Annotated in this window: 22 protein-coding genes and 1 pseudogene; 20 read left to right on the top strand and 3 right to left on the bottom strand. The window is 59.4% G+C overall.

Annotated elements, in window-relative coordinates; translation table 11 throughout:
- The first annotated feature begins 211 nt into the window (after positions 1 to 211).
- From AV929_RS02530 to AV929_RS02515, 4 genes are all read left to right on the top strand, one after another.
- The gene (locus AV929_RS02530) at positions 212 to 2,170 is read left to right on the top strand and encodes a hypothetical protein (protein WP_014039367.1); all 1,959 of its coding nucleotides are present in this window, start codon (positions 212 to 214) and stop codon (positions 2,168 to 2,170) included.
- Positions 2,171 to 2,176: 6 nt separating this feature from the next.
- Positions 2,177 to 3,157: a DUF1616 domain-containing protein gene (locus AV929_RS02525; RefSeq protein WP_230458819.1), complete on the top strand. Its 981-nt coding sequence runs from the start codon at positions 2,177 to 2,179 to the stop codon at positions 3,155 to 3,157.
- Positions 3,158 to 3,308: 151 nt separating this feature from the next.
- Positions 3,309 to 4,364, top strand: coding sequence for a DUF354 domain-containing protein (locus tag AV929_RS02520; protein ID WP_014039365.1), 1,056 nt, complete (start codon positions 3,309 to 3,311; stop codon positions 4,362 to 4,364).
- Between the two features lie 128 nt (positions 4,365 to 4,492).
- On the top strand, positions 4,493 to 5,911 hold the full coding sequence (locus tag AV929_RS02515; protein ID WP_023843105.1) for an oligosaccharide flippase family protein: 1,419 nt from the start codon (positions 4,493 to 4,495) through the stop codon (positions 5,909 to 5,911).
- Here AV929_RS02515 and AV929_RS02510 read toward each other — a convergent pair.
- Positions 5,886 to 6,698 carry a glycosyltransferase family 4 protein gene (locus tag AV929_RS02510; protein ID WP_369802616.1) on the bottom strand — a complete coding sequence of 271 codons (813 nt, stop codon included), beginning with the start codon at positions 6,696 to 6,698 and terminating at the stop codon, positions 5,886 to 5,888. The genes AV929_RS02515 and AV929_RS02510 overlap by 26 nt on opposite strands.
- Before the next feature lie 609 nt (positions 6,699 to 7,307).
- Between AV929_RS02510 and AV929_RS02505 the strand changes: the two genes are divergently transcribed.
- The 14 genes and pseudogenes from AV929_RS02505 (at position 7,308) to AV929_RS02445 (ending at position 22,066) form a co-directional block, all read left to right on the top strand.
- Positions 7,308 to 8,630 carry a twin-arginine translocation signal domain-containing protein gene (locus AV929_RS02505; RefSeq protein ID WP_050037473.1) on the top strand — a complete coding sequence of 441 codons (1,323 nt, stop codon included), beginning with the start codon at positions 7,308 to 7,310 and terminating at the stop codon, positions 8,628 to 8,630.
- Positions 8,631 to 8,953: 323 nt separating this feature from the next.
- Positions 8,954 to 10,456, top strand: a complete 1,503-nt coding sequence (locus AV929_RS02500; protein ID WP_023843104.1) for a right-handed parallel beta-helix repeat-containing protein — start codon at positions 8,954 to 8,956, stop codon at positions 10,454 to 10,456.
- Positions 10,434 to 10,949 (top strand): annotated as a pseudogene (locus AV929_RS22905) (polysaccharide deacetylase family protein); the annotation flags it as partial. The gene AV929_RS02500 and the pseudogene AV929_RS22905, both read left to right, overlap by 23 nt.
- Before the next feature lie 102 nt (positions 10,950 to 11,051).
- The gene (locus AV929_RS22545; RefSeq protein ID WP_014039360.1) at positions 11,052 to 11,441 is read left to right on the top strand and encodes a hypothetical protein; all 390 of its coding nucleotides are present in this window, start codon (positions 11,052 to 11,054) and stop codon (positions 11,439 to 11,441) included.
- Positions 11,442 to 11,602: 161 nt separating this feature from the next.
- Positions 11,603 to 12,595, top strand: coding sequence for a glycosyltransferase family 2 protein (locus tag AV929_RS02490; protein ID WP_044951633.1), 993 nt, complete (start codon positions 11,603 to 11,605; stop codon positions 12,593 to 12,595).
- Between the two features lie 55 nt (positions 12,596 to 12,650).
- Complete coding sequence (locus AV929_RS02485) at positions 12,651 to 13,574, top strand: glycosyltransferase (RefSeq protein ID WP_023843102.1); 924 nt, start codon at positions 12,651 to 12,653, stop codon at positions 13,572 to 13,574.
- Positions 13,571 to 14,650 carry a GNAT family N-acetyltransferase gene (locus AV929_RS02480; RefSeq protein WP_014039357.1) on the top strand — a complete coding sequence of 360 codons (1,080 nt, stop codon included), beginning with the start codon at positions 13,571 to 13,573 and terminating at the stop codon, positions 14,648 to 14,650. The genes AV929_RS02485 and AV929_RS02480 overlap by 4 nt, the downstream gene beginning before the upstream one ends.
- A 27-nt stretch (positions 14,651 to 14,677) precedes the next feature.
- A complete protein-coding gene (locus tag AV929_RS02475) occupies positions 14,678 to 15,703 on the top strand; it encodes a GNAT family N-acetyltransferase (protein ID WP_014039356.1) in 1,026 nt (341 codons plus the stop codon).
- Between the two features lie 246 nt (positions 15,704 to 15,949).
- Complete coding sequence (locus AV929_RS02470; RefSeq protein WP_014039355.1) at positions 15,950 to 16,534, top strand: acyltransferase; 585 nt, start codon at positions 15,950 to 15,952, stop codon at positions 16,532 to 16,534.
- On the top strand, positions 16,531 to 17,604 hold the full coding sequence (locus tag AV929_RS02465; protein WP_014039354.1) for a DegT/DnrJ/EryC1/StrS aminotransferase family protein: 1,074 nt from the start codon (positions 16,531 to 16,533) through the stop codon (positions 17,602 to 17,604). Before AV929_RS02470 ends, AV929_RS02465 begins: the two co-directional genes overlap by 4 nt.
- Entirely contained in the window at positions 17,597 to 18,589 is a 993-nt protein-coding gene (locus AV929_RS02460) for a Gfo/Idh/MocA family protein (protein ID WP_014039353.1), read from the top strand. Before AV929_RS02465 ends, AV929_RS02460 begins: the two co-directional genes overlap by 8 nt.
- Positions 18,573 to 19,952 carry a nucleotide sugar dehydrogenase gene (locus AV929_RS02455; protein ID WP_064287341.1) on the top strand — a complete coding sequence of 460 codons (1,380 nt, stop codon included), beginning with the start codon at positions 18,573 to 18,575 and terminating at the stop codon, positions 19,950 to 19,952. Before AV929_RS02460 ends, AV929_RS02455 begins: the two co-directional genes overlap by 17 nt.
- 216 nt (positions 19,953 to 20,168) lie before the next feature.
- Positions 20,169 to 21,416, top strand: coding sequence for an aminotransferase class V-fold PLP-dependent enzyme (locus AV929_RS02450; RefSeq protein ID WP_064287339.1), 1,248 nt, complete (start codon positions 20,169 to 20,171; stop codon positions 21,414 to 21,416).
- Between the two features lie 110 nt (positions 21,417 to 21,526).
- Positions 21,527 to 22,066: a cupin domain-containing protein gene (locus AV929_RS02445; RefSeq protein ID WP_050037468.1), complete on the top strand. Its 540-nt coding sequence runs from the start codon at positions 21,527 to 21,529 to the stop codon at positions 22,064 to 22,066.
- Between the two features lie 24 nt (positions 22,067 to 22,090).
- Here AV929_RS02445 and AV929_RS02440 read toward each other — a convergent pair whose 3' ends face one another.
- Positions 22,091 to 22,567: a dual specificity protein phosphatase family protein gene (locus tag AV929_RS02440; RefSeq protein WP_064287337.1), complete on the bottom strand. Its 477-nt coding sequence runs from the start codon at positions 22,565 to 22,567 to the stop codon at positions 22,091 to 22,093.
- A 159-nt stretch (positions 22,568 to 22,726) separates the two neighbouring features.
- Between AV929_RS02440 and AV929_RS02435 the strand changes: the two genes are divergently transcribed.
- Together AV929_RS02435 and AV929_RS02430 are read left to right on the top strand one after the other, a co-directional pair.
- Positions 22,727 to 23,155, top strand: a complete 429-nt coding sequence (locus AV929_RS02435) for an iron-sulfur cluster assembly scaffold protein (RefSeq protein WP_014039348.1) — start codon at positions 22,727 to 22,729, stop codon at positions 23,153 to 23,155.
- Positions 23,156 to 23,212: 57 nt separating this feature from the next.
- Entirely contained in the window at positions 23,213 to 23,974 is a 762-nt protein-coding gene (locus AV929_RS02430; protein ID WP_050037467.1) for a trans-aconitate 2-methyltransferase, read from the top strand.
- 19 nt (positions 23,975 to 23,993) lie between these two features.
- Here AV929_RS02430 and AV929_RS02425 read toward each other — a convergent pair whose 3' ends face one another.
- Positions 23,994 to 26,003 (bottom strand): heme-binding protein, encoded by a 2,010-nt coding sequence (locus AV929_RS02425; RefSeq protein ID WP_064287336.1) that lies wholly within the window; start codon positions 26,001 to 26,003, stop codon positions 23,994 to 23,996.
- Positions 26,004 to 26,107 lie beyond the last annotated feature (104 nt).

Below are 26,107 nucleotides of genomic sequence, written 5' to 3'. Positions count from 1 at the left end.
CTCTTAGGCGGTACACAACATATCCCGAAATGTCTGACTAGCGAGAGATTGCGGACTTTGCTCACCACGCCTGTGTGCCGTGGTATTATTACACATTCATTCGCGGAAAGTAGCCGTTTTCAGGCTGGTTACGCCGAAAGATCTGGTTAACAAAGTATCGTATCACGCAAGGGGGGACCATGATCTGGTGGAGGACAGCTGACGGCCAAACATGAATCTGCCGTCGGTCCCGAAAATCAGTCGCAAGTCCGTTCCGAGAGACGTTGTTATCGCCTGTGTCGGAATAGTTGCCACAGTACTGCTCGCGCCACTGGTGCTGTTCACAACAGAGATATTTGTTCTCATAGTCCCGTTATGTGGTGGGGTTGCTGGCCTGACATATCTGGCGGGGTGGCTACGAACCGACGAAGCACGCACGCACACGACAGCGTTCGTGGGAAAGAACGCGGTACGGGTCGTAGAGACGGCTGTCATCGTTGGAATTGGATCCCTGGCGTTGCTTGGGGCTCTCCAGAACGGCCGGACGATTCAGTTCCATCTCGTGAGCGGCGTCATTGGCACGGCAATCATTGCGCAGATCGTTTTCGCTGAGACATCGGCATTGCGCCCCCGGGTCGTGCTCGCAGAACTGCTCGGGCTCCTGCTCGTGATCCAGTACACTGCCCTGCTGACCACTCCAGGATTCATTGGCGTCGACACATGGGTTCACGTAACCCAGTTCATCGCGGACATACAGTCCGCCGGAACAACCGCTGCTATCTCCGAGTCGAAGTACTCGGTGGCGCCGGTGTATCACATACTCGTCGTCAGCGGTGCGGCGCTGTTCGGATCCAGTCTCCGGACAGCCATGTTTGCGAGCGTCGCACTCGTCATTCCGATGACGCCACTACTAGTATACAGTACAGCCCGGTATATGCTGGCAGTACGGGGCTCGCTTCTCGCTGCAGCGTTGTTCACGATGAGCGATTATATGTTGCGCTGGAGTATCGACGTTATCCCGAACAGTCTTGGGCTCGTTTATTTCGCCGCCGTCCTGTTCGGACTAACGAAGCTGTTCTACACCGACACCCGACGCCCACTGTATGCGCTTACGCTGTACTGCTGTCTGTCGGTCGTGCTGGTCCATCAGGTGTCGACGTTCATCGTGCTTACACTGCTTGGTGCCGGTGTCGTCGCCAAGTTCGTCACAGACCATACGGACTATCTCAGTGGCGTCGCGGACCGCGTCCCCTCGGAGATTCCAACGGTAAACACGATTGGACTGTTCGGTACGACGACGGTACTGGCAATGGGGTTCTGGTCGGTTACGCCCTATGGAGACCAGTCATTCATCGGCCGGATGATTGTACTGCTCAGCAGCGACCTCTCAGGTGCCGGCTTCCTCAACCTGCGCAGCAGTAACGCCGCCAGTGAAAAACTGCCCGCCTCAATCGTGCAAGATGTCCCCACTGCAGTGACTCTCGTTGACGCAATGGGGTTCTCGATCCTGCTGTGTCTGCTAGTGCTGGGACTACTGGTGTTGCTTCAGCGACACCGCCTCACCCAACTCTCCGCGATATTTGTTGTCGGCGCGGGGATTATGCTTGTATTCACACTGGGGCTCCCATTGTTTGGCATCAACGTCTTCATTCCGGATCGATGGTTCGCGTTCCTCTATGTCCTGATGGCAATCGTTGGCGTATTTGGCCTGCGATACGTCACACAACAGTTTGGGACCCGTACTGTCGTCGCCTGTATGCTGATTCTCGCGCTTGTGTTCCCCGGGTCAGTCTTCGTCTCACGTAAGGCGACGCTCGAGAACCCTGCCTTTGAGGAAGCATACCCGCGGTACTCACACACGGAATCTGAGCTGGCCGCGGTGGAATCGATCTCAGCGCTCCGGCCACAGGATCGGAGTACAGTCGTGACCGATCACCCTTACCGGATGGTGTTTCCACTCTGGCAAAACCAGTCGTCGCGGCCGTTAGAGTACGACACCGATAGCGGTGGCTTTGAGAGCAGAGACCGGGTGTACCGGCGCTATCAGTCCACTGGGTCGCCAATCATCACTGCTAACGGTCGGTTCAAAAAAGTACAGCTTGACAGGGAACTCGTCTGTCCGTCCGATTCGGCCGTAGTTTATAACAATGGGGCGGTCCAGTACTGCCGTACTTTCGAGGTGTCAGGGTAGCTACCGATGATTCACTCACTGTGTAACCGGCTGCTACACCGGACGGGGCCGTACGCCGATTTGCTACTCGTCGCCAGCTATACGACCGTGGTGGCTTCGGTGTTGCAGTCTCCGGGATGGCTGGGACCGACGGCACGGATCCCCGTTGCCCTGCCAGTGTTGCTGTTCGCGCCGGGATATGCTCTGGTCACTGCGATCTTCCCGAGCTTGACTGTCGAATCAGTCACAAGCGATAGCCGAGCCCCGCCTACGCGACCTCGTAACCGACTAAACGGGCTTGTCCCGGTCGAACGTGTGACACTCGCAGTTGTCGCAAGCGCATCGGGACTTCCGATGGTGTTGTACGGCCTCTCGATGGTGACTCGGATTCGCCTCTCGCTGATCTGTGCTGTCGCCGCTACCGTGACAGTTGGGTGCTGTGCCGTCGCTGCGGGCCGGCGGACTGTTACAGGCTGGGAGCCGCCGGTGGACGGCGGGCTTGGACGCGAAGTGCTCGACATCGAGTCACGTATCGACGTGTTACCGGTTTTGGCCGCCGTCGTTGCAGTGGTACTGGTCACCGTCGCTGGCGTAGTGGTTCTCGATGGAAACGGAGCAACGGCGAACGCCGAACTCGCAATCGGAACTGAGAACGCTGCAGGAAATGTGACCATCGAAGGCTACCAGGGCGTCTATTTCCCGGGTGATACGGGTAACTACACAGTCCAAATCGAACACCACGGCGATACGTCCCAAGAGTACACGTACGTTGTCGGCTTTGAGCGCCAGTCGGGGAACGGCTCCGGTTCCTGGTCAGTCAGGCAGCGGACGTCTGTTACCGCTCGACCGTCGATCCCGGTAACGGACGACGTGAGCGTGCAACTCGATGGACCGTCGGGCAACGGCACCGTCGTCGTGCTCCTGTATGAGGGACAGGCCCCGGAAACACCCACGCGGGACAATGCACTCAGAGTGGTGTCTGTCCCTGTCGAGGTACGATTACCATGACCCCATCCGCGTATAGCCTCGGACTCTCGACAGCTAATTCGAGTATAAATTACTGGCCATCGCTTGCAGGAATACTAGATCTTATGCACCGATGGATACTGGCCCACGAGGGACCCAGTTCTGAAACTGCAACGTCGACGAGAGACAGCCGATGAGTGAACGAGTCCTGTTCAGCGTCAATCATCCCGCACAGGTCCATCTTTTCAAATATGCCGCCCGGGAGCTCGAAGCAGAGGGCTTCGAGACGCTCGTGGCTGCTCGCGAGAAGGAGATGACGGTTGACCTGCTCTCGGCCGAGGGACTGGACTACGTCACACTTACCACCGAAAGCGACGGGCTAGTGGAGCTGACAGCCGAGCTTGCGAAGCGAGAGCGGCGGCTCTACAACTTGGCCCGTGAGTTTGATCCCTCCGTAATCGTCGCGCGGTTGGCCCCGCCAGCGGTCCACGTCGCCACTGCGCTTGGCTGTCGGAACCTTGTGTACATGGACACAGTCCTTCGCCCGCGGACGGTTCGGCTGCTGTATCACGGACTCACGCTCCCATTCGTCGACGATATCTGTTCGCCACCGGGGATGGACTTTCACGTTCCCTTTGGACAGTCACACACGGTCGGGTTCCAGGAGCTAGCGTACCTCCACCCCGACCGGTTCAAGCCGGACCCAGAGCGTCTACGAGCCCACGGTGTCAACCCAGATGCGACCTACACCGTGGTCAGACTGGCGGGCTGGGATGCGTACCACGATATCGGTGAAAAGGGACTCGACACGGACGCCAGGTCACAGCTCGTTGAGCAGCTATGTGATCGGGGCGAGGTGTATATTACCTGTGAGGGGGACTTGCCGACAGAGTACGACCGGCATCAGCTCGCTGTCCCGCCGCATCTGGTCCATGACCTCCTCTACTTTGCCGACCTCTATATCGGTGATTCACAGACGATGCCAACTGAGGCTGCCCTGCTGGGAACACCAGCTATCCGAATAAATTCCGTCGTCGGAGACAACGATATGCACAATTTCCTCGAACTGGAGGAGCGGGAGCTGTTGTACTCGTATACAGATGGGACAGCGGCCATCGACCGGGCCGACTCTCTGCTGTCTGACGACGACGCAGAGCGCTGGGAGCGCGAACGTAAGCGGCTCCTGGCACAGCAGCGTGACGTAACGGAGCACATGGTCGAGCTTATCCGAACTGGTGGTAACGATTGAACCGATACAGGCACCGTCTATCCCGTCGGTATGCATCGGTTTCAATCGCGGTACGCCTTGCTATAGCTAGATAATCCCCTGCTAACAAATGGATACCAGCGCAGTCCACGAGGTACTGGTGTTGCTATATGGAAGTTAGAACGGCCGTCCTGAAGTTATTCTCCGGAAATATCGCACTCGCGATCATCGAGTTTGCAGCGGTTGCCGGGTTCACTCGAGCCATGGGCACTGGGGCTATCGGGTCGTTCTTTCTTTTTCAGGCAGTCATTGGGATGCTCAATATCCCCGCTGATCTGGGCATCTCGAAGGCGGTTGAAAAACAGCTTTCGGCTGCTGCCCCGATGGGCGAGGTTCTCGGGACGGCACTCGTCGTCAAGACACTGCTGGTGCTGCCGTGGCTGGCCGGTCTAGTGGCATTTGCCTCCTATGTTGAGCAGTATATCGGCATTCCGGGCGTTGTACCCATTCTGGTCACCGGCCTCGTCATCAGACAGGTCCGAGAGCTTTCGCTGCGCCTGCTCGCGGGGGAATTCCAGGTTGAGCGTAACGCAGCGGTGAAAGTATTCGGGAAGCTGACCTGGGTTGGAACGGGTGCCGTTTTCGTGGTAAATGGAATGGGTGCAAGTGGCCTCGTTCTCGGGTTCGTGCTGGGCGACCTCGCGGCCGCGCTCGGAGCCATGGCACGGCTCGATATCAGAGTGGGCTGGCCTCGACTGGACCGGGCGCACGCACTCGTTGGATTCGGGCGGTACCTGTTCGTCGGGAGTGTCAGCGGAATCGTCTACGAGTGGATCGACGTGGCGATCCTCCGTCTGTTCGTCCCGGTATCACTGGTCGGTGTGTACGAAATCGCCTGGCGGGTTGCCGCTGTCGCGCTGCTGTTGACCAACGCTATCCGCACATCGTTGTTCCCACAGATCTCAAGATGGCACGACCGGGACCGGTTTGAACGCATTGAAGACGCCTTCCGAACCTGGGTTCAGCTGTCGCTGTACGCGACTATTCCAGCGTTCGCCGGTGCAGTCGTCCTTGGCCCCGATCTTTTGACTACTATCTTCGGAAGCGCGGCTGCCGCGGGCTATCCTGTGCTGGTTGTGTTTATGCTAGAGAAGATCCTCCGGTCAGTACAGCTTGTTATCGGTCCGGCACTGTACGCAATGGATGCGCCGCAACTGGGCTACCGGGGCAGTGTCGTCGCTATCAGTGCGAACGTTGTTCTCAATCTCGCGCTCATTCCGTCTTTCGGTATCCGTGGAGCAGCGGTCGCAACGACTCTGAGCGCGGCGGCGGCCGCCGTGGTGTCAATCTATTACGTGCGGCAGTTCGTCCGCATTCCACTCCCCCGTAAACGAATCGTTTGGAGCGCTATCGCGGCGACACTGATGGCTGGTACGGTTGCGCTGGTGATTCGTCCCTTCGATCCCGGCTGGCTTCGTCTCAGCGTTGGCCTCGGAGTCGGCGTGTTGAGTTACGCCGGGCTGTTGTTGGCTAACTCCGGTATCCGAATCCAGTTGCGGCAGGCTATGGGGTCGCTTGGTTGGGCGTAGTTGGGAACAGCGCTACGGCGTGTTTGTCGACAACAGTGTCCCAGTCATGCGCCTCAGCAGTTTCTCTGGCCGTGCGCTCGATTTGACCGGCAAGAGCCGGGTCATCGAGACACTGCTCGATCGCCGAGCAAAGCCCCGTTGCTGTTCCATCGTACAGGAGCCCATTGTCTCCGTCCGTAATCAGGCGCTGGTGTGGCGGAATATCTGTTGCCATGACGACTGCGCCGGCTGCCATGTATTCGAGCAGTTTCGCCGGGTAACTGATTCGATACGACTCGATATCCTCTAGCGGAGAAATGGCCACGTCAGTCCGGGTCAACAGCCCTGGGACGTCACTGTGGGGCACTCGTCCGTACCAGACGATCTGGTCAGCCACTCCCAACTTCGCAGCCTTTGCCTGCATTGCATCGATGTAACCGGATTGGCCATCACCCGCGATATGGAACTCAAACGTCTCGCCACACTCTGCGAGCGCTTCAATAACGTGTGGGAGCCCCCTGGCTGCGCCGAGCGATCCAACGTATGTCACGGTCAGTGGTCTAGAGAAGGAGTCACCAGTCTGTCGTCCGTCAGCGGGCTCGAACGTCTCAGTATCAACGCCCATTCCGATGACTGTCGCCGACGAGAGGTCCAGCCCGTACTCCTGTTCGGTGACTTGACGGATCCCCTCAGTCAAACAGGTGACCTGATCACACCGCTGCAAAGCCACTTTGACTGCGGCGGCGTACCCTGCCCAGATCATGACGGAGAGGCGCTCCGCGGGCGACATATCTGCCTGTCTAGACATAACAAAGTCACGCTTCTGTCGGACCGGAACCACCTGAAGACCAGCGACAAAGCGCGAGTCACCAGCAATAGCGCCAACCCATGCCTGAACGAGGGTTCTCTGGAAGCCATAGGTGGCATCGAACCGATGCCGAGCCCCGAGTACGGTCGCGTACAGTGTGGCGATGATGAAGAACGCTATCGTCGAAACGAGGCGGGTATTGCCGGTTCGGATCGGATGGTAAACGACTGACGTGTTACCAGTACCGCCTGCATCGTGGTCTTTGTCGGCGCTACAGATGACATGAACAGTGTGTGTAGCTGCAAGCTTTGTCGAGATGTAGTGTGGGACAGTCGCGCTGAACGGTGACCTAACATCGCGGTGATGAATCAATAGGAGAGAGCGACGCTGTGCCATCGGCTCAGGGGTTACAGACCCACCGGTACGGGTCGAGTGCCTCGTGTGATTGTTCCTGCTATCATTTGCACCGAAAGTCTACGGTTACGGTCATAAGTAAAGGGGAGTTATGCGCACACAACCCGGAGACCGCACGGGAAGGCAGCGAGAGCCACCCGACCTATCGATGGTAAGGGGTGTATTATATAATACCTCAGACGGCTACAGGCAGCAATGAATGGAGGTCAGCGGACGCGGCGGAGATTTATTAAGGGGATCGCCGCTACGGCCTTGACAGTCGGTATTAGCTACCCCGGGACTGTCACAACCCAGTCGCGATTCGACACTGTCGTCAACGCCATTGCAGCGGGTGCAGACCCCGATGGGTCGGAACGGATCGACAACGTCCTCGAGGGGTACATCGATGATGATACACTCATCGAGTTCCCCGCGGGAAGGTACCGTCTTGGCTCCCTCGACGTCGGCCCTGTTCGTAACTTGGGTCTACGAGCGAAGCCCGAGGCGCAGGTCTTGTTTGAGCCCGCGACACCAGCCAGCGATCAGCGCTCACTCATTACGTTCGAGGGTATCGAAGACCTTCTTTTAAAAGGACTGACATTTGACTTTTCACGGCCGGGATTCGGAAACACCCTGAGGGTGATTGCTAATGGTGACTTTCTGGCTCAGGACCTCAGAATCCGTGGTCAATTGCCGGATCAGGACCGGACGACACCACATGTCGGGTTCCGGTTTGACGTGCGCGACCCGGATTCGACAGGGGTTGTGAGAGATGTCTCTGCCCCCGACGGTGGACATCAAGGGGGGAACGGTGTTGGTGTCTTCGTCGGTAAAAACCACGCCGGGACACTTCGGTTCGAGAACTGCACTGTCGCTAACTTCCCCAATAACGGACTCTACGCCTCCGCACCGGGCCGAAGCAGTCGGAACTATACGGGTCGGGACGGCGTTGTGCACGTCAGAGGGGGTCTGTACGCAAATAACAACATCGCTAACGTTCGGCTGGGATCAACCGGATCGACGGCTTACGGAGTCACGGTTCGCGTCGATTCGGTACCACCGTACCCGTCACTGGAGAAGCTAAACGTCCGCGGCATCAGGCTACGTGCCCAGTCCGGGCAGTTCATCAGCGACTGTGATATCACTATCACTAGTGACGCAGGCCCCGGATTCGGTGCTATCGTCTATCACCCCGACCACGACTCTGCAACCCTTCGCAACACGACGATCCACGTCGACAAAGACGAGTACAATGCGGTCAGGGCCATCAGTGGGGACAGTGGCGGCACCGGGGCACCACTTACTCTCCAGAACGTTAGTGTGACTGGCGACGCAGCCGGCGGTGCTGCCGTTGTTATCGCTGATCGAGACAGAACAGTACTGCGGGACTGCGTAATCAAGCAGTCGGGAGCGGGGCGCGATGGAGTTAGGTTCACCAGTGCAGACGAGTGCCTAATAACCGACTCAACCATTCAGGTTCCCGGCGAGCCGCTGTCTCTTATCGACTCATCCGTGCGGAAGGTTCGGCTTACTGTCTGAATCTGTTCCTGCCAACTGAATCGTAACTGGTAGTTACTTGGCCTCGAAAGATGCGGTAGTCGTAATTACGCTTTATTCCATTATTAGTAATGTACTCCTGAATGGTCGAAAAGGATTACATACTACCCCACAGTTATGATGGGGCCAGTTCTAGTGCGGACTCCACCAAAGAGGGACGGTCACTACTGACACGAAGGCAGCTACTGGGAGGCATACTAGCTGCAAGTACAGTACCGATGATTCCGAATGGACTTGGAATGCCATCTTCTCGTACTCTCGAAATAATTTCAACGGATCAGCAAAGCGAGACTGGCTCCCTTGACGTGCGCTACGAGTTCACTACAACAGGCGAGATCGTCCCGGTAAATGACGGCGAGAACGCAGCAGAGGCCAACGATAGCGTGGCGAAAAACGACGACGAAACGTGGACTGCAATTGGGCGGACAGGCAATGGATTCGGCGATAGCTACGAGATCAACGGTATCGTTACCGGTTTCAATGCCAGTGGGAACTACGAAATCCGGCTGGACGGAGCGGTAGTGACAGTCTCGGAGGTAGTTGCGCCTGCTGACCACGTCGTTGAGATACAGACCACGGAAGACCCTTCTGAACTCGATTACGAACTGACGACGACGGGTGAACCGATTCCGTGTACTGGTGATACGGAAAACGCCGCTGACGACAATGACAGCATCGTCCGTAATGACGACGACACCTGGACGATCGACGGATATACTGGTAACGGCTACGGCGACCAGTACTACTTTTCCGGCGAGATTGTCGACTTCGGGCCCGTTGAGCCGTTCGCTGCGGTATACGTTGATGGGAAGCAGATCGACCTCTCGCCGTTTGAGCGGTCTCCAGATCCGGCTACAGAGATCGGCGGTGGCAGCGGGTATGCCAACACGGTTCCTGAGTCAGATGCCAACTACGTAGTCGAGACACTCTCCGAGTTGCTTACTGCACTGGATGCTGCCGGCCGCGGCGATACTGTCTACGTTGCTGGCGACGCTACCATTGATGCCTCACCAGTTACCGGAAGTGACCGGCTAACTGTGCCTACCGGAGTAACCCTCGCTTCTAACCGTGGTATCGACGGCGCGTCGGGTGGCCAGATCTCCACTGGCGTCATCGATTATGAACACCTCATGGGCCTGAGCGAGGATGTCCGATTGACCGGACTCCGGATCAGTGGACCCGAAACCGGATATCGCGAGTACGGTACCCCGGTATCCAGTGGCGTCACCGTTGAGGGAGCAGGCTGTGAAATCGACAACACCGAGCTATGGGGTTTCAACCACGCAGCACTCAAACTCCGAACGTCGACACATATCCATCACTGCCATATCCACGACAACCCCATGGGCGGACTGGGCTACGGTATCCAATGTTTAGACGGGGACAATACGCTTATAGAGTACAACAGATTCAACTTTAATCGCCATTCTGTTGCGAGTGGGACCGGGGAGGCCGGATACGAGGTCCGATACAATCACTTTGGCGGCACCGAAACACCATCCTACCAGGTCGGAACACATCAGCCGGGTGGAACGACGCTGCTGATCCATCATAACACCTTCACGCCCCTCCGACACGTTGGTCAACATCCTGAGGAACCGGGAACGCACGTCAGCATCCGTGGCGTCCCCGAAGACCGTGGTGAGATCCACCACAACTGGTTTTACAACCCAAAGCAGCCATCGGCGGGTCGGGGTAACGAAGCAGTCATCCAGCCACATGTCGAATCATTAACAAACCTTCATTTCGGGAACAACCACTACGGACAGAACATTCCTGACGGCGATGTGGGGTGTCCACGGCGCTAAAAAGTACTCTAAGGAGAACGTTACTAACACCCTAGATCCTGAAGACACCCAATCGATGGGGACCGTCGTCATTTCGCTGGACGCCGAACTCGCATGGGGGTTTGTCGATTTCCCGGTCTTACCAGAGCGACGACTCGCGCGCGCCCGAGAGATGTGGCTAGAGTTGTTGGACCTGTTTGAAAAGTATGATCTTCCCGCCACTTGGGCGGTCGTTGGCCACTTGTTCCTTGAAGACTGTGATGGTCGACACCCGAACCACCCGCTCAATGCGGCGTGGTTTGACAGAGAACGGCCCTCAGAGCATGAGGAACTGTGGTGCGCGCCGGATCTCATTGACACAGTTGCCGACGCGACAGTCGACCACGAAATCGCTTGTCATTCCTTTTCGCACGTTAATTTCCAGTCTAGCAGGGCCTCGAAGTCTGTTGCGGCGGCCGAATTGGGGCGGTGTCACAAGCTCGCCGACCGTTGCGGAATTGAGTTGTCCAGTTTCGTGTTCCCACGTAACCGTGTTGCACATCGCGATGTCCTTGCGAGATCGGGTTTTCGTTGTTACCGTGGGCGGCAGCCACCGTGCTGGCACACCGACAATCGATTGACGCCACTGGTTCGGGCCGTCAGTGGCTCGCCGCTAGGAATTACGCCGCCCATTGTCCATCCTCGTGTCGACGAGCATGGACTCGTTGAGATCCCGGCGTCGCTGTTACTGTTTTGCTTCGAAGGATGGGCTCGCCAGATAACAGAGACACTGTGGGCTGACCCCGTTGTCAAAATGGTCCAGCGAGGGGTCGATCAGGTCGACGGTGGTGATGGAATCTTCCACCTCTGGCTTCATCCAAACAATCTCATCAACGACGCGGGGATCAAGCGGATGGAGTCGGTATTATCATATATCGATCAAAAGCGTGGGCCGGGTCTCGCGGTCCGGACCATGGAGACAGTCGCACAGCGGACTGTCGGCTCGGCCCCGCAGCAGACCTGGTAAGGATATCCTTCTACCGATAATGAACTTATAATTAACTGAGAGTCAGCCATCGCCACACTATCTGTGGAGTTAGCAGAGAGATATGATACTATACATATGTGCTAGGCGATCGAGCGAGGCCTTGGTGGGGCCAGTTGACTGTCTCAGCCTGATGGGTGAGGATGTATAGAGGGCACACTGTTGGTGTGGTTGTCCCAGCGTACAACGAAGCAGGACTTGTCGGTACTGTCATCGATACAATTCCGGAATACGTCGACCGGATTTACGCTATCGACGACTGCTCGATGGACGACACATGGACAGAAATTCAGGCACACGCAAGACTGGACCAGGCGGATGCCCCATCCAATCCGGAGCAATCCGTGCAAACAGATGGTGGGTTTGAACAGCGAGTCTGCCCGATACGCCACGAAACCAATCGCGGCGTCGGTGGCGCGATCAAAACAGGCTACCGCCATGCGTTGCGGGACCACATTGACGTAACTGCCGTGATGGGCGGTGATGGGCAGATGGACCCGAGTATTCTCGACTCATTCCTCGATCCCATCATCGACGGCGAGGCGGACTACACGAAGGGTAACCGTCTCCACAGACCGGCGTATCGTGAATCGATGCCCCGTGCCCGGCTTGTCGGCAATGCGATCCTCACAGCGTTGACAAGGGTCGCGTCGGGCTATTGGAGGATAACAGACCCCCAGAACGGGTATACAGCCATATCACGGCAGGCGCTGTTGGCGATCGACCTTGACGAGATGTACGAGTACTACGGGTACTGCAACGATCTGCTTGTAGAACTCAGCGTCAGTGAGATGCGGGTTGCAGATGTTCCGATGCCAGCGAAGTACGATGAAGCCGAGTCGAGTATTCGCTACCGGGAGTACATTCCAAAGGTCTCGTGGCTGTTGGTGCGGAACTTCTGTTCACGACTGGATCGAGCATACGTCCGAGAGGGAGTCTACCCGCTCGTACTGTGTTACGTCGCTGGTTTCAGTGCGATCTGCGTCGGACTGGTCGCCGGCGTGCTGGGGCTGGCACAAGACACTGGACTTACAGCGGCGGCGCTCGCAAACCTGTTTGGCGTCCTCGTCTTTTCGCTCGGAGTGGTCCTCGACCACCGGAAGAGTTCTGGGACAGAGGTGGATGTGCGTGACTGAGTGTCTCTGGCAGGACCCAGCGACCACTCCTGCCACAAAGAGGGAGTAAATCCCGATGGACGTTCTTCAGCTTGTGACAACCCGGCGGCCGTTTTTTCACAAGCAAGTCGAAGCGCTGGAGCGTCACGGCATCAACTGTACGGTTCTGGAGGTGCCCGGTGGCGACGAAGCTACTCGGTCACCGATGGCGTATCTCCGGTTCTACACGGAATCGCTCAGTGCCGCCCCGTGGCAATACGACCTCGTCCACGCTAACTATGGATTGACTGCGCCGATGGCACTGGCACAGCCGACCCGTCCGGTCGTCCTGTCGTTATGGGGATCGGACATTTTCGGCCAGTACGACCGGCTGAGTCGCCAGTGTGCCACGCTCGCTGACGAAGTCGTCGTAATGTCTTCGGCCATGGCTGATGCGCTTGGAGAAGCGTGTCATGTGATCCCTCATGCCGTCGATTTCGAGCAGTTCGAGCCAGTCCCGACCGAAACTGCCAAAGAGACGTTGGGCTGGGATGACAGCAGGTATCATGTGCTGTTTCCTTACGACCCCGACCGTGCCGAAAAGGACCATCCCCGAGCCGTCCGTGTCATAGATGCGGTCAACGAGCGTCTCGACACGCCGGTCTCGCTTGAGGTCGTCCATGGGGTCGCCCACGACCGGGTCCCGACATACATGAACGCCGCAGATGCGCTCATACTGACCTCGACCCACGAGGGGTCACCGAACGCGGTCAAAGAGGCGCTGGCGTGTAATACACCAGTGGTCTCGGTAAATGTCGGTGACGTCGCGAGTCTGATCGATGGGGCCGCTCGGTCTGCCGTCTGCGCGGACGACGAAGAACTCACGACGGCACTTACAGCGACCCTCCAGTCGTCAGAGGCTGTCCACGGACGGGCTGCTGTCGAGCCGCTACGTCTGAATCGGATGGCAGAGCGTCTGACCGCAGTATACCGATCAGCTATCGACCGGAGGTGTGCATGACTGCTCACGAGACGACGATCCACAGTACAGTTAGAGCCGTCAACGCGAACCAGTGGAACAATCTCGTCACACAGTCGGACCTCGGAACGGTGTTCCACCGGTACGAATGGCTCCGGGCAGTCGAAGCAGGTCTGGATCGGCCGGCCTATCATGCGGTCGTGACGAAAGGATCGAACCCGGTTGCCGTGCTTCCGACCGTCCTGGTACCGGTTGCAACCCCCGACCCAGCGGATCTACCGGGCCCCGATCGGGTTGTGGAAGCGACGGCTTGCCACCTGCCAACTGAGCGTCTAGTGTCGCTCCATCCCGGCACTGGCGGTCCAGTAATCGCCACAGACCACGAGGCGTGTCTCGATGCGATGCTGTCGGCACTCATAACAGCAGCGCCACGGCAGGCGCTTTCGCACAAAATCCGGACGGGGAGCCAGGCACAGAACAGATACAGTAAGTATCTCATCGGTCAGGGGTATGAATCGACGGTCACTTCCTGCCGACTCGTACTTGACCTCACGCCCGGGTGGGACCGTATCGAGTCCGGAATGGACCGGACACGACGGACGGAACTACGCAACGACGCAGTCACCGTCGAACGGACTGACTTCGATGGCTCGATGCTGGCCTCGATCCATGCTGACTACGTCCAGAACATGGAGCGAATCGGAGCGGATAGCTTTCCAATGGCCTTCTTTGAGGCGCTTGCCGAACACATGGACGAACGAGTCGAGGTGTTTACTGCTCGCCGCGAGGGCGATACCCTCGGCCGACACATCTGCATCGTAGATGAGGAGCAGTCAGCCCTCAGATACTACTTTTCGGCAGTTCCGGAGACGTCAGCCTACGAATACGGGACATCGGAACAGCTCCATGGCGCGGCCATTCAGTGGGCCATTGACGCTGGCTTCGAGAGCTACGACTTCGGCACGACAGGTGCGGACTTCAGAGACGGATTGTTTTCGTACAAGTCACAGTACGGACCAGCGGTCCGCCCGATCGTCCAGTGGGACAGAGGGCTTTCGGCGGTCGCCTGGCGTGCGTTCAAATTCGGGCGCCGGCTCTATCGCGGACAGAACTACTGAGATGACAATTGGAACCAAACCACGACAATGAGTATCGAGATTGAGTGCGTCGGGACAGACCGACATGAAGAGTGGGATAGCGCTCTTGAACATTCGCCACACGCTACTGTCTTTCACCGGTGTGCGGCTCTAGAGCAACTGGCAGCCGAGTCAGGGACGGAACTCCACCGGCTGATGGGGTTCAAGGGACAGGAACCGATCGGTGTCTTGCCGATCTTCGAGCTTCGCAAGGGGCCGTTCAGTGCTGTTTTTTCCCCGCCACCGAACCTCTGGATTCCCCGACTTGGTCCGGCGTTCGTCGTTCGAGGGGACCCCAAACAACGCAAGCGGGAGCGACGTCGGCAGGGATTCATCGATGCGGCATTCGAGTATATCGAAGACACGATTGATCCGAAGTACCTCCGAGTGCGGTCGCCAACCGGGCTCGATGACGTCCGGCAATTCAAGTGGAATGACTGTACAGTTCGGCCGGAGTATACGTATGTCACCGACCTCTCTGGTGGAAAAGACGCCGTTCGAGACCGGTTTACCAGCGAGGCGCGTCGGCGGCTCCGTATCGGGCAGGAGTCGGAGTCCGAGTACACGATCTCTGAGGAAGGACTCGACGCGACTGAGACGGTGATGCACCACGTTGAAAGCCGGTACAACGAGCAGGGCGAGCCGTTCCCCGTTCCCACTGGGTTCCCCGGGCGGCTCTACGAAGCGCTTCAACCGGGGCAAATCCGCCCCTACGTTCTCCGAGTGGATGGCGATGTCGTCGGCGGGCACATTTATTACGACGACGGAGACACAATTTCGGGCTGGCTCGGGAACGTCAAGCCCCCCGATCATGTGGACCTCCCGGTCAATGAGTTGCTCATCTGGCGAGGGATTACTGATGCGATCGAGCGGGGGCGAACAGCCTATGAACTGGTGGGTGCAGGTGACCCCCGTCTAAACAGGTATAAACTCCATTTCGGGCCCGAGCTAACCGGATTCTACTCTATGGAGCGGAGCGGAGCCGGTATCGATTCACTACTGCAACTGTATCGGTGGTTTGTACAGTACTCCTGATTTTACAGGTACTGTGCATATAATTATTCGTTGAAAAGAGTAACTTACTGATAGGTATGGTAGTATTATATAGAATATATACTTTATAATAAAACCTGTATAGTAAAAATAGCCGCTTGGACATGCCTTCTAACCATAGGGCTTGTTGGTGGTATGGAGAGCAGTACTCGGCCAGTAACACGCTGGTTCCTTTCCTGCTGAACAACGTATTTACGAGCAACAGGGTGAGCGGAGGTATCGAATTCTATGCAAGCTGAGGTGGGTGAGAGCGCAACTATTTCGCCACAGGCGACGGTGGGCTACGAGTACAATGACGATGTCTCACCGACAGTCCTCGGCACAGCGGCAACAGTACGTGCCGGGACAGTAATCTACTGTGACGTCGCCGTTGGAGCATCGTTTGTCACGGGACACAACGCACTGGTGCGGGAGCATACAACCATCAGTGACGATGTCGTACTCGGAACGAACGCTGTTATCGATGGGAAGACGGACATTGGCTCTCATGTTAGCCTTCAGACAGGTGTGTACGTCCCGTCTCAGACAACCATCGGGGACAACGTCTTCCTCGGCCCACATGCAGTCCTGACAAACGACAGATATCCAGTGCGTAGCGACGGTGGACTGGCGGGGCCAACTATTGAGGACGGAGTCACTGTCGGGGCGAACGCCACGGTGTTACCCGATGTGACCATCGGCGAGCACAGCTTTGTTGCTGCAGGGGCAGTCGTCACGACGGATGTTCCGCCGAATAGCTTGGCAGTCGGCGTCCCGGCCAGCCACGAACCACTACCGCCTGAACTAGATACACGAAACAGGCTAGAGCAATGATCAACCTTGCCACACCCGACATCGGGGATGCGGAGCGCGAGCGGGTGCAAGCAGTGCTCGATAGCGGACAGCTGGCGGATGGCCCGCAGGTGCGAAAGTTCGAAACCGAGTTCGCCACGCACTGTGGGGTGTCCCACGCCGTTGCTACCGCTAACGGGACCACAGCCCTCCACGCCGCGCTGAAAGGACTTGGCATCGGAAGTGGCGACCGTGTCCTGACGACGACGTTCTCGTTCATCGCGAGCGCGAACGCAGTTCGCCTCGCCGGGGCGGAGCCGATATTTGCCGACATCGCTCCGGCAACGTACACCTTAGACCCCGACAGCGTTGAACGGACTATTGCGGCCCACGATGGGGCCGTCGACGCTATCATCGCTGTTCATCTCTACGGATTACCTGCCGACATGACCAGATTGCGAAGGATCGCTGACGAGCATGACATCCCGCTGGTGGAGGACGCGGCACAGGCCCATGGAGCGGCCGTCAGCGGCGAGCCGGTCGGTAGTCTCGGCGATGTGGCCTGTTTCTCCTTTTATCCAACAAAGAACATGACTACTGGCGAGGGTGGGATGGTTGTCACCGACGATCCTGTGGTCGCGGGTCGGACCGAGCGGTTCGTCAACCACGGTCGTGGCGACGAGGGATACACCGACGTAGGGCATAATTTCCGGATGACGAGTATCGCCGCCGCTATCGGCCTGGCACAACTAGAATGCCTTCCAGAGTACGTCGCGACCCGGCGAGAGTACGCGACGATACTAACTGACGCACTCTCGGCAACTGACCTAACGACTCCTGTCGAACCGTCCGACCGCCGGCACGCCTACAATCAGTACACTGTTCGCTGTCGGGACCGAGATGGATTGATCGACCATCTCACCGCACACGATATCGGATGCGGTGTTTATTACCCGACCCCGATCAACGAACAAGAGGCGTACAGCGGTGTTACTGCCGACACGCCCGAAGCGAAGCGCGCAGCTGCGGAAGTATGCTCACTTCCGGTACATCCGGCGCTGGAGCAGCGTGAGATCGAGCGAGTTGGGGAGGTGGTCCAGACGTATGGGTGAGACGCTCGATGTCGGAGTTGTTGGCGTCGGAGCAATGGGTCGACACCACGCCCGTGTCTACAACGAACTGTCCGGTGCGACGCTGATCGGTGTGGCCGACGCCAACGCGGACCGAGCAAAGCAGATCGCTGACAAAAATGAGGTCCGGGCCTGTGACAGCGCGGACCTGTGCAAGCAAGCCGATGCGGTCTCAATCGCCGTCCCGACGCGGTACCACGCCGAGGTTGCTCGACAGTGTATTGACGCTGGGACTGGGATGTTGATCGAAAAGCCGTTGGTCGTGAAGACTGCGACCGGACGCGACCTCATCGACGCTGCGGATGCCGTGGACGTGACCCTTCAGGTAGGCCATATAGAGCGGTTCAACCCTGTGACAGAGGTCTTAGAGGAGATCCTCGCAGATATCGATGTTATTTCTGTGTCGGCCAAACGGCTAGGGCCGTCAGTCGATCGCACCGTTGAGGACTCGGCAGTCACCGACCTCATGATACACGACATCGATCTGATCTGTCATCTCCTGCCGTCCGCAGTATCAGATATTCAGGTCAGCGGCGCTGCACAGGGCCGATACGCGACAGCAACGTTAGAGTTCTCCTCCGGAGTCATCGGCTCACTGACGGCGAGCAGGGTCACAGAAAAGAAGATCCGCCAGTTCAAAATCACCGCGGATTCCTGTTACGTGACTGCTGACTTCATTGATCAGTCACTAGAAGTCCATCGCCAGTCAGTTCCGGAGTACGTTGCGACGGACAACGAGGTCCGGTACCGCCATGAGAGTATCGTCGAGAAGCCGGCAGTACGCACCGGGGAACCACTCAAACGCGAACTCGAGTCCTTCCTCGATGCTGTACAGACGAACAGCCAACCGCGTGTCACAGGTGAGGACGGGATCCGAGCCGTCGAGTTAGCACAGACAATTGACCGAAAAGCGTTCGACGCGGGGTCTTCGGAAAGGGAGTTCACCACCAATGCACAGACAGACTGAGTCAGTAGGTGGCGTTTACGGGAACGACGCCACTGCCGAGCAGGTTCAAACCGCGTTTGAAAACGGAACCCTCCCGGTGGCAGTGTACGGACTCGGCAAGATGGGGCTCCCTCTGGCTGCTGTGTTTGCCGACGTCTGTGGCGCTGTCATCGGTGTCGACATCGATCCGGCAGTCGTTGAAAGTGTCAATGCTGGCAACTGCCACGTCCAGCGCGAACCGGGACTGCCCGATTTAGTGGCAGACTGTGTCGCCGCCGGGGAACTTCGCGCGACGTCTGACCCGGCCGCTGCGGCGGCTGCAGCGACCGTTCACGTCGTCATCGTACCAACACCACTTACGGACACGTCTGAGCCCGATCTCTCCATGCTTGACGCTGCTATCGACGGGATTGCGGAGGGCGTCGCGCCCGGCGACCTCGTCCTCGTTGAGTGCACCGTTCCACCACGGACGACTGCTGACCGCGTCCGGCCCGGCATCGCTGCGGCAGCCGGCTTAGAGACCGATGCGTTCGGTGTCGCATTCTGTCCCGAGCGGACCGCGAGTGGACGCGCTATTCAGGACATCCGCGGCGCGTACCCGAAGGTCGTTGGCGGTGTCGACGATGAGAGCACCCGACTGGCAGAGTGCATCTACGCCAGTATCAACGACAGCGGTGTTATCGCTGTCGCCGACGCAACCACTGCCGAATGTGTCAAGCTGTTTGAAGGGTTGTACCGTGATGTCAACATCGCGCTGGCAAACGAGCTAGCGACGTTCACCGACGAGCTTGACGTCGACGTTCGGGCAGCAATCGAGGCTGCCAACACGCAACCGTTCTGTGACATCCACGATCCTGGACCCGGAGTTGGTGGCCACTGTATCCCGGTCTACCCCCACTTCCTCATCGAACCGTTTGACACCGAGGCGCCGTTGCTCGAAACCGCACGCGAGGTCAACGATTCGATGCCGGTGTTTACAGTCGAGACACTCCGCGAGGAACTGGCCGCCGACGGCGTGGAACTGGCCGCGGCCAGCGTCCTTGTGCTCGGGCTGACCTATCGACCCGGTGTGGAGGAAACGCAGACATCGCCGGCCCGTCCAATCGCAGAGAGGCTGTCAGCGGCCGGGGCCGACGTCGACGGGATCGACCCGCTTCTCGACGATACCGCCGAGTTCGACCTGGAGCAGCTACCACTTTCTCGGGCGTCAGAGCGGGACTACGACGCTATCGTCATGGTCACACCGCACGACGAGTTCGGGGCGCTAGACTGGGCCTCGATGGGCCGACCAGCGGGCTCAGTCGTCATCGACGGACGGGACACACTGACCCTGTCTGACACCAGTCATCGCGTCTACACCGTCGGGCGCGGACCCGTAGAGTAGACGGAGATACGCCAGTCAGTTGTCCCGCCTGTCAGGAAACCCCGCCGGTTCGCGCTCCGGAACGCCACTAATCGTCAACGCGGCTGCGGTGGTGCTGAGCGCTCGTTTACTGGCCCGTCTGCAGGCTGTCACATTGACTGGCCGCACTCTCGTCGAACCGTTCCGTAATACCTGCGACCGAAGGAATGTTGCCTGTCGAGTCCCTGTATAGAGGTAATGGGACATTCTGAATCCGAGCTCTTGGACGTAGAGCGTATCCGCGAGGACTTCCCCATCCTCCAGCGCGAATTCGACGGCGAGCAGGTGGTGTACCTCGACAACGCGGCCACAACGCAGACGCCCGAGCCGGTCGTCGAGACCATCGCTGACTACTACCGGACGACGAACGCCAACGTCCACCGCGGCCTCCACCAACTCAGCCAGGAGGCCAGCGTCGCCTACGAGGACGCCCACGACCGCGTCGCCGAGTTCATCGGCGCGTCGGGCGAGCGCGAGGAGATCATCTTCACCAAGAACACCACCGAAAGCGAGAACCTCGTCGCCTACGCCTGGGGCCTGAACGAACTCGGGCCAGAAGACGAGGTCGTCCTCACGGAGATGGAACACCACGCCTCGCTGGTCACCTGGCAGCAGATCGCCAAGAAGACCGGCGCGACGTGTCGGTACATCAGCGTCAAGGAGGACGGCACGCTCGACATGGACCACGCCCGTGAAATCATCACCGACGACACGGCGATGGTCAGCGTCGTCCACGTCTCGAACACGCTCGGCACGGTCAATCCGGTCTCGGAGCTGGCGGACATCGCCCACGACCACGGGTCGTACATCTTCGTCGACGGCGCGCAGTCGGTCCCGAACCGCCCAGTCGACGTGGAAGCCATCGACGCTGACTTCCTGGCCTTCTCGGGCCACAAGATGGCCGGTCCGACCGGTATCGGCGTCCTCTACGGCAAGAAGCACCTGCTTGAGGAGATGGAGCCGTACCTCTACGGCGGCGAGATGATCAAGAAGGTCACCTTCGAGGACGCTACCTGGAACGACCTCCCCTGGAAGTTCGAGGCCGGCACGCCCGTCATCTGCCAGGGCATCGCGCTGGCGGAGGCCTGTGACTACCTCGACGACATCGGTATGGAACGAATCCAGCGCCACGAGGAACAACTCGCCCAGTACGCGCTTGAACAACTCCGGGACGAAGGCGACGTGGAGACGTACGGCCCGTCCGCGGGAACGGAACGAGGCGGTCTGGTCGCGTTCAACCTCGATTCGGTCCACGCCCACGACCTCTCCTCGATCCTCAACGACTCCGCCGTCGCCATCCGCGCCGGCGACCACTGCACCCAGCCCCTCCACGACAAGATGGGCGTCCCCGCCTCCGCACGAGCCTCGTTCTACATCTATAACACGCGTGAAGAAGTGGACAAGCTCGTTTCAGCTATCGACGACGCCCGCCAGCTGTTCGCGTAATCCCACTCGCAGTCTCCGTCGGAGTTGCGGAGTGATTTATTGGCAATTTTTTACATTACCGCGGTGCACGCCACCTATATGACACACCGCCGATAACTTTCGGCGGAACAATGACTGATACCGATGAAGCGGAGCGGCCGCTGACGCCGGAAGCCCTCGATTACACGCACCTTCCCGATCAAACGATGTACAAGGTGTCGCTCGACGACGCCAGCCACTTCGAGCAGGGTGGGGACGACATCCGGACGTACCCGGTGTGTATCACGAACGAATTCAAGTTGCTGTACTTCGAGATGGACCCTGGCGCGGTCATTGACTGGCACACGCACGCACCCAGTTTCGACGAGGTGTGTCTGTGCCTCGATGGTGCCGCCAGATACACGCTGAAACGCGAAGACGGAAGCGAGCAAGTAATCCGGGCTGAACGACGCGAGTTCGTCTATCTACCCGGTGGGGCACGACACAAGATAGAATCTGTGGGAGAAACCAGTCACGAGGGACTGGTCGCAATGCCGTCGGACTCGGTCGGACGCCTCGAATTGCTCGAAGGGAATGAGCCGTACCAGACAGAGGACTGGCCGGTTGCGCTGTGGGTCGACCAAGTCCGCGACGAAGTCGTCACGAAAGACGAGAACGCCGTCACGGAGTAGGTCCAATAGGTACGTATCGGGAAATCACGGGTCCGTAGCGAGGTAAATGACAGCTAGCTCATAGAGAGCGGGGTTCGGCGTCGCAATCGGCCGGGCCTCCTGTACAGCCGCCAGCGCGTTCGAGAGCGGGCGGTCCTCCTCGGCGGCGATGGCCGTCGCAAGCAGCGTCGAACTCCGGGAGACGCCAGCCTTGCAGTGAATCAGTGCCGGACCGTCCGCTCGGACGAAGCGCCGGGCGGTATCGACGGCCGCCTCGAACGCCGCCCACTCGTTCCCCGGGCCGTCAGTGAGCGGATGGTGGGCGGTCGTGAGCGGGTACGCCTCGCTCGTCGCTGAAAGCACGTAATCGAAGGACTGGTCGTGTGTCTCGGGTCGTGCCGCGTGTTTGTTTCCGAGATACAGCGACCGGTCGCCAATCTGTCGGATTACCGGCGCATCGCTGACGAACCCCACGGGTCGGACAGCACAGTCGGTAGAAGCCGAAGCGTCGTTCTGCCCCATGTGTTGACAGAACGAGCTGCGATAGTAAATACTGCCTACTGACGGGAGAGCGTCGGTCAGTGCTCACAGACCGTCGGGGCGGTCCCTGGCGAAGGAAAATACATGCGAACCGATACCTCGGAACGCTTTTCCGACTGACAGCCGTATCATAGTTCAATTATGGGTATCGGTGGCTCGGACATGTACCGGCAGCAGATCCTCGATCACTACAAGAACCCGCGGAACTACGGGGAGATCGAGGACCCGACGTTTACCCACATCGGCGAGAACCCGATGTGCGGCGACGAGATACGGATGGATGTCGTCCTCGACGAGAGCGAGGAGACCATCGAGCGGGTCGCCTTCCAGGGCGACGGCTGTGCCATCTCTCAGGCTTCGGCGTCGATGCTTTCACAGGAGCTAGCTGGGATGGCGGTCGAGGACCTGGAAGCGATGGACCGTGACGACATCACAGAGATGCTCGGCGTCGACATCTCGCCGATGCGGGTGAAATGTGCCGTCCTCGCCGAGAAGGTGGCCCAGGACGGAGCGGAGATCTACTTCGGCGAGAAGGACATCGACCGGACGACGACCGAAGACGACGACTGAGACGGAATCACACACCGGCAGTACGCTTTTCATTCCACTCGGGTGATAGCCCAGTCAATGCCGGAAAACGAGTGGGACCCCGACGACTACGACGGGGGACACAGCTTTGTCGCCGAGTACGGAGCGGACGTGGTCGAGTTGCTGGACGCGCAGCCGAGCGAGCGCGTCCTCGATATCGGCTGTGGCACGGGCCACCTGACGGCCGAAATCGCCGACCGGGGTGCGGCTGTGGTCGGCATCGACGCCGCCGAAGAGATGGTCGCTCAGGCTCGCGAGCAGTACCCCGACCTGACGTTCGAGGTCGCCGACGCCCGGGACTACGACCCCGGCACGTTCGACGCTGTCTTCTCGAACGCCGCACTGCACTGGATACCCAGCGACGACCACGACGCCGTGTTGTCGATGGTCGCCGAGGCCTTGGACGAAGGCGGTCGCTTCGTCGCGGAACTTGGCGGCCAGGGGAACGTCTCACAGGTCGAAACAGCGGTCCGTTCGGTACTCGCCGAACGGGGCTACGAGACCGGGAACCCGTGGTATTTCCCGAGCCTCGGCGAGTACACGTCGCGTCTCGAAGCGCACGGACTGGAGGTCACCGCAGCGTGGCTGTTTGACCGTCCGACACCGCTTGAAGGCGGTAGCGCGGGCTTGAGAGAATGGCTCGAAATGTTCGGCGATTCGGTGCTGGCTCCGGTCCCCGAACGCGACCACGGAGCCGTTCTGGACAGTATCGAGGACCGGCTGCGACCGACGTTATACGACACCGAGACTGAGACGTGGACCGTCGACTACCGGCGGCTGCGGTTCGTCGCCAGTCACTAACGAACAGTTGGCCTCTGATTCAGGCCAGGAAGACGTGCCGCGGTCGGTCAGCCAGTACGTCGCGACCCCAGTCGACCGTCTCCGAGAAGTCGTCCGAGCGGAAGAACGCCATCGCATCCTCCTGTGAGTCCCACTGGCTCGCGATGAACATGTCGTTCGCGTCGTCGTGGTTGAACAGCAGCGAGGTCTCGCGGTGGCCGTCCATCTCTTCGAGCAGGCCGCCGACAGTGTCGAACTTCTCGACGAAGTCGTCGTGGTACTCAGGCTTGACCGTGTAGAACATCCCCATCGTCCCGAACCCGTCGCCCTCGCCGTGGCGGCCGACGACACCGGGCAGGTCGGTGAGGTAGTCGCTGGCGGTCTGGGCGGCGTCTTCGGTGTCCCACAGCGACGCGACAGCCGCGACATCGCCGTCGGTGTCGCCGTACACCGTCGTCTGGACGTGGGTGTCGTAGCGGTCGAACGCGCTCCGGAGGTCTGCGACTTCCTCGTCGAGCGTTTCGGCGTCAGCTTCGGAGTATACGACCAGTGCGTACACGTCCTCACCGTGCGGTTGCCCGGCGTAGACGCCCGCCGATTCGAGCGTCTCGCGGATCGACTGCGACGACTCGGCGGTCTGGGCGTCGCTGTTGGCCTCGGTCTCGCTACTCTCGGCACCCTCGCCGAGCGGGCCGCCGAGTTGCTCCTCGACGCCGTCGATATCGGACAGGAACCCGGCCGCCGTCTCGGCGGCGTCTTTCGCCGTCCAGATGCTGACGACGTAGGTCTGGCCGCTGTCGGCGCGCACGGCCGTCCGGACGTGGCGGTCGTAGTGGTCGAAACTGCTCTCGAGGTCGGACACGTCGTCGACGATGTCCTCCGCATCCGCCGAGGAGTGAAACACCAGCGCGTAGTCCCCGGCGTCGTACGCCTCACCTTCGTGCAGTCCCAGCCGACCGAGCCGCTGTGCGGCGTCGTCGACCTCTTCGAAGTCGGCCGAGACGTCCGGCCGGCCGCCCGAACTGCTCGACGACCCCGAGTCATCCCCGTCGGACGATTCCTCCGAATGCGGATGGTCACCCTCGCTGGCGCTGCCGGGGTGGGCACCGCCGTGACTATCGGTGTCCCCGCCGGCGTGTGCCCCGGCCTGTGCGTCGCTCGCCGTCGGCTCTTCGGCGTGGCTGTGACTCGTGCCGGCATCAGTCGGAGCGTGCTCGTGTTCCGCAACGTCCGCCGGCGTCTCCGGAACCGACTCGTCGTCGGTCGGCACCCGCTGGCCGGCCAGCACGGCCGGCAACTCCGAGGGATCGAACCGCCGGCCGACGTAGAAGGGGCCGAACTCGGCGAACTGCGAGGTCGAGGGGTCAAAGCGCATCTCGGTCAGCAGCTCCTTGATGTGGCGCATGTCGTCGCTCCAGAGCGTGATGCCCCACTCCCAGTCGTCGAAGCCGATGGAGCCGGCGATCATCTGGTTCACGTCGCCGCCGTAGGTGCGGCCGATGTCGCCGTGGCGTTTGATGTGGGCCGCCCGCTCCTCGAAGGAGGTGTCGTACCAGTTCTGGTCGGGCTGGCGGCGCTTGCTCATCGGGTAGAAGCAGACGAACTCGTCGTCGGGCACGTCGGGGTGGAGTCGGGCCTGGATGTACTGGGCCAACCCGGAGTCGTCGTCTACCTCACCCTCGAAGTACTCGCGGGACTTCTCGGTGTAGCCTGAGGCCTCCGTCACGGAGACGTACGAGAACTCCTGTTCGGTGAAGGCGGCGAACTCCGTCTGCTCGAAGTGCCGTTCGGCCGCGTCGAGGTCGCCCATCGTCGGCCGCAGGTGGAGGATCATGATGTCCGCCTTGTGACCCATGACGGTGTACACTGCCGTCTGTCCCTCCTCGGCGTCTTCGACGGCTTCGTACGCGTCGAGGAAGCCGATCCCCTCCGAGAGCGCACGGTCGCGGACTCGCTGGGGGGCCTCGCGCCAGGCGTCCCAGTCGATACTCCGGCAATCGTGCAGCGCGTACCAGCCCTCTTCCGTGGCTGGCGGCTTTCGTTGATCCATAGATATCAGTTGCAGGTCGACAGTAAGGAAACTTCTCATGTCGTTCCGGTCCGGCGACTTCTGACCCAGCAGTTCAGGCTATGCTTTTATTAGGCTAACGTGAC

It is taken from the genome of Haloarcula sp. K1 (assembly GCF_001647155.1).
GTDB lineage: Archaea > Halobacteriota > Halobacteria > Halobacteriales > Haloarculaceae > Haloarcula > Haloarcula hispanica.
This window is presented reverse-complemented; position numbering and strand designations above follow the sequence as displayed.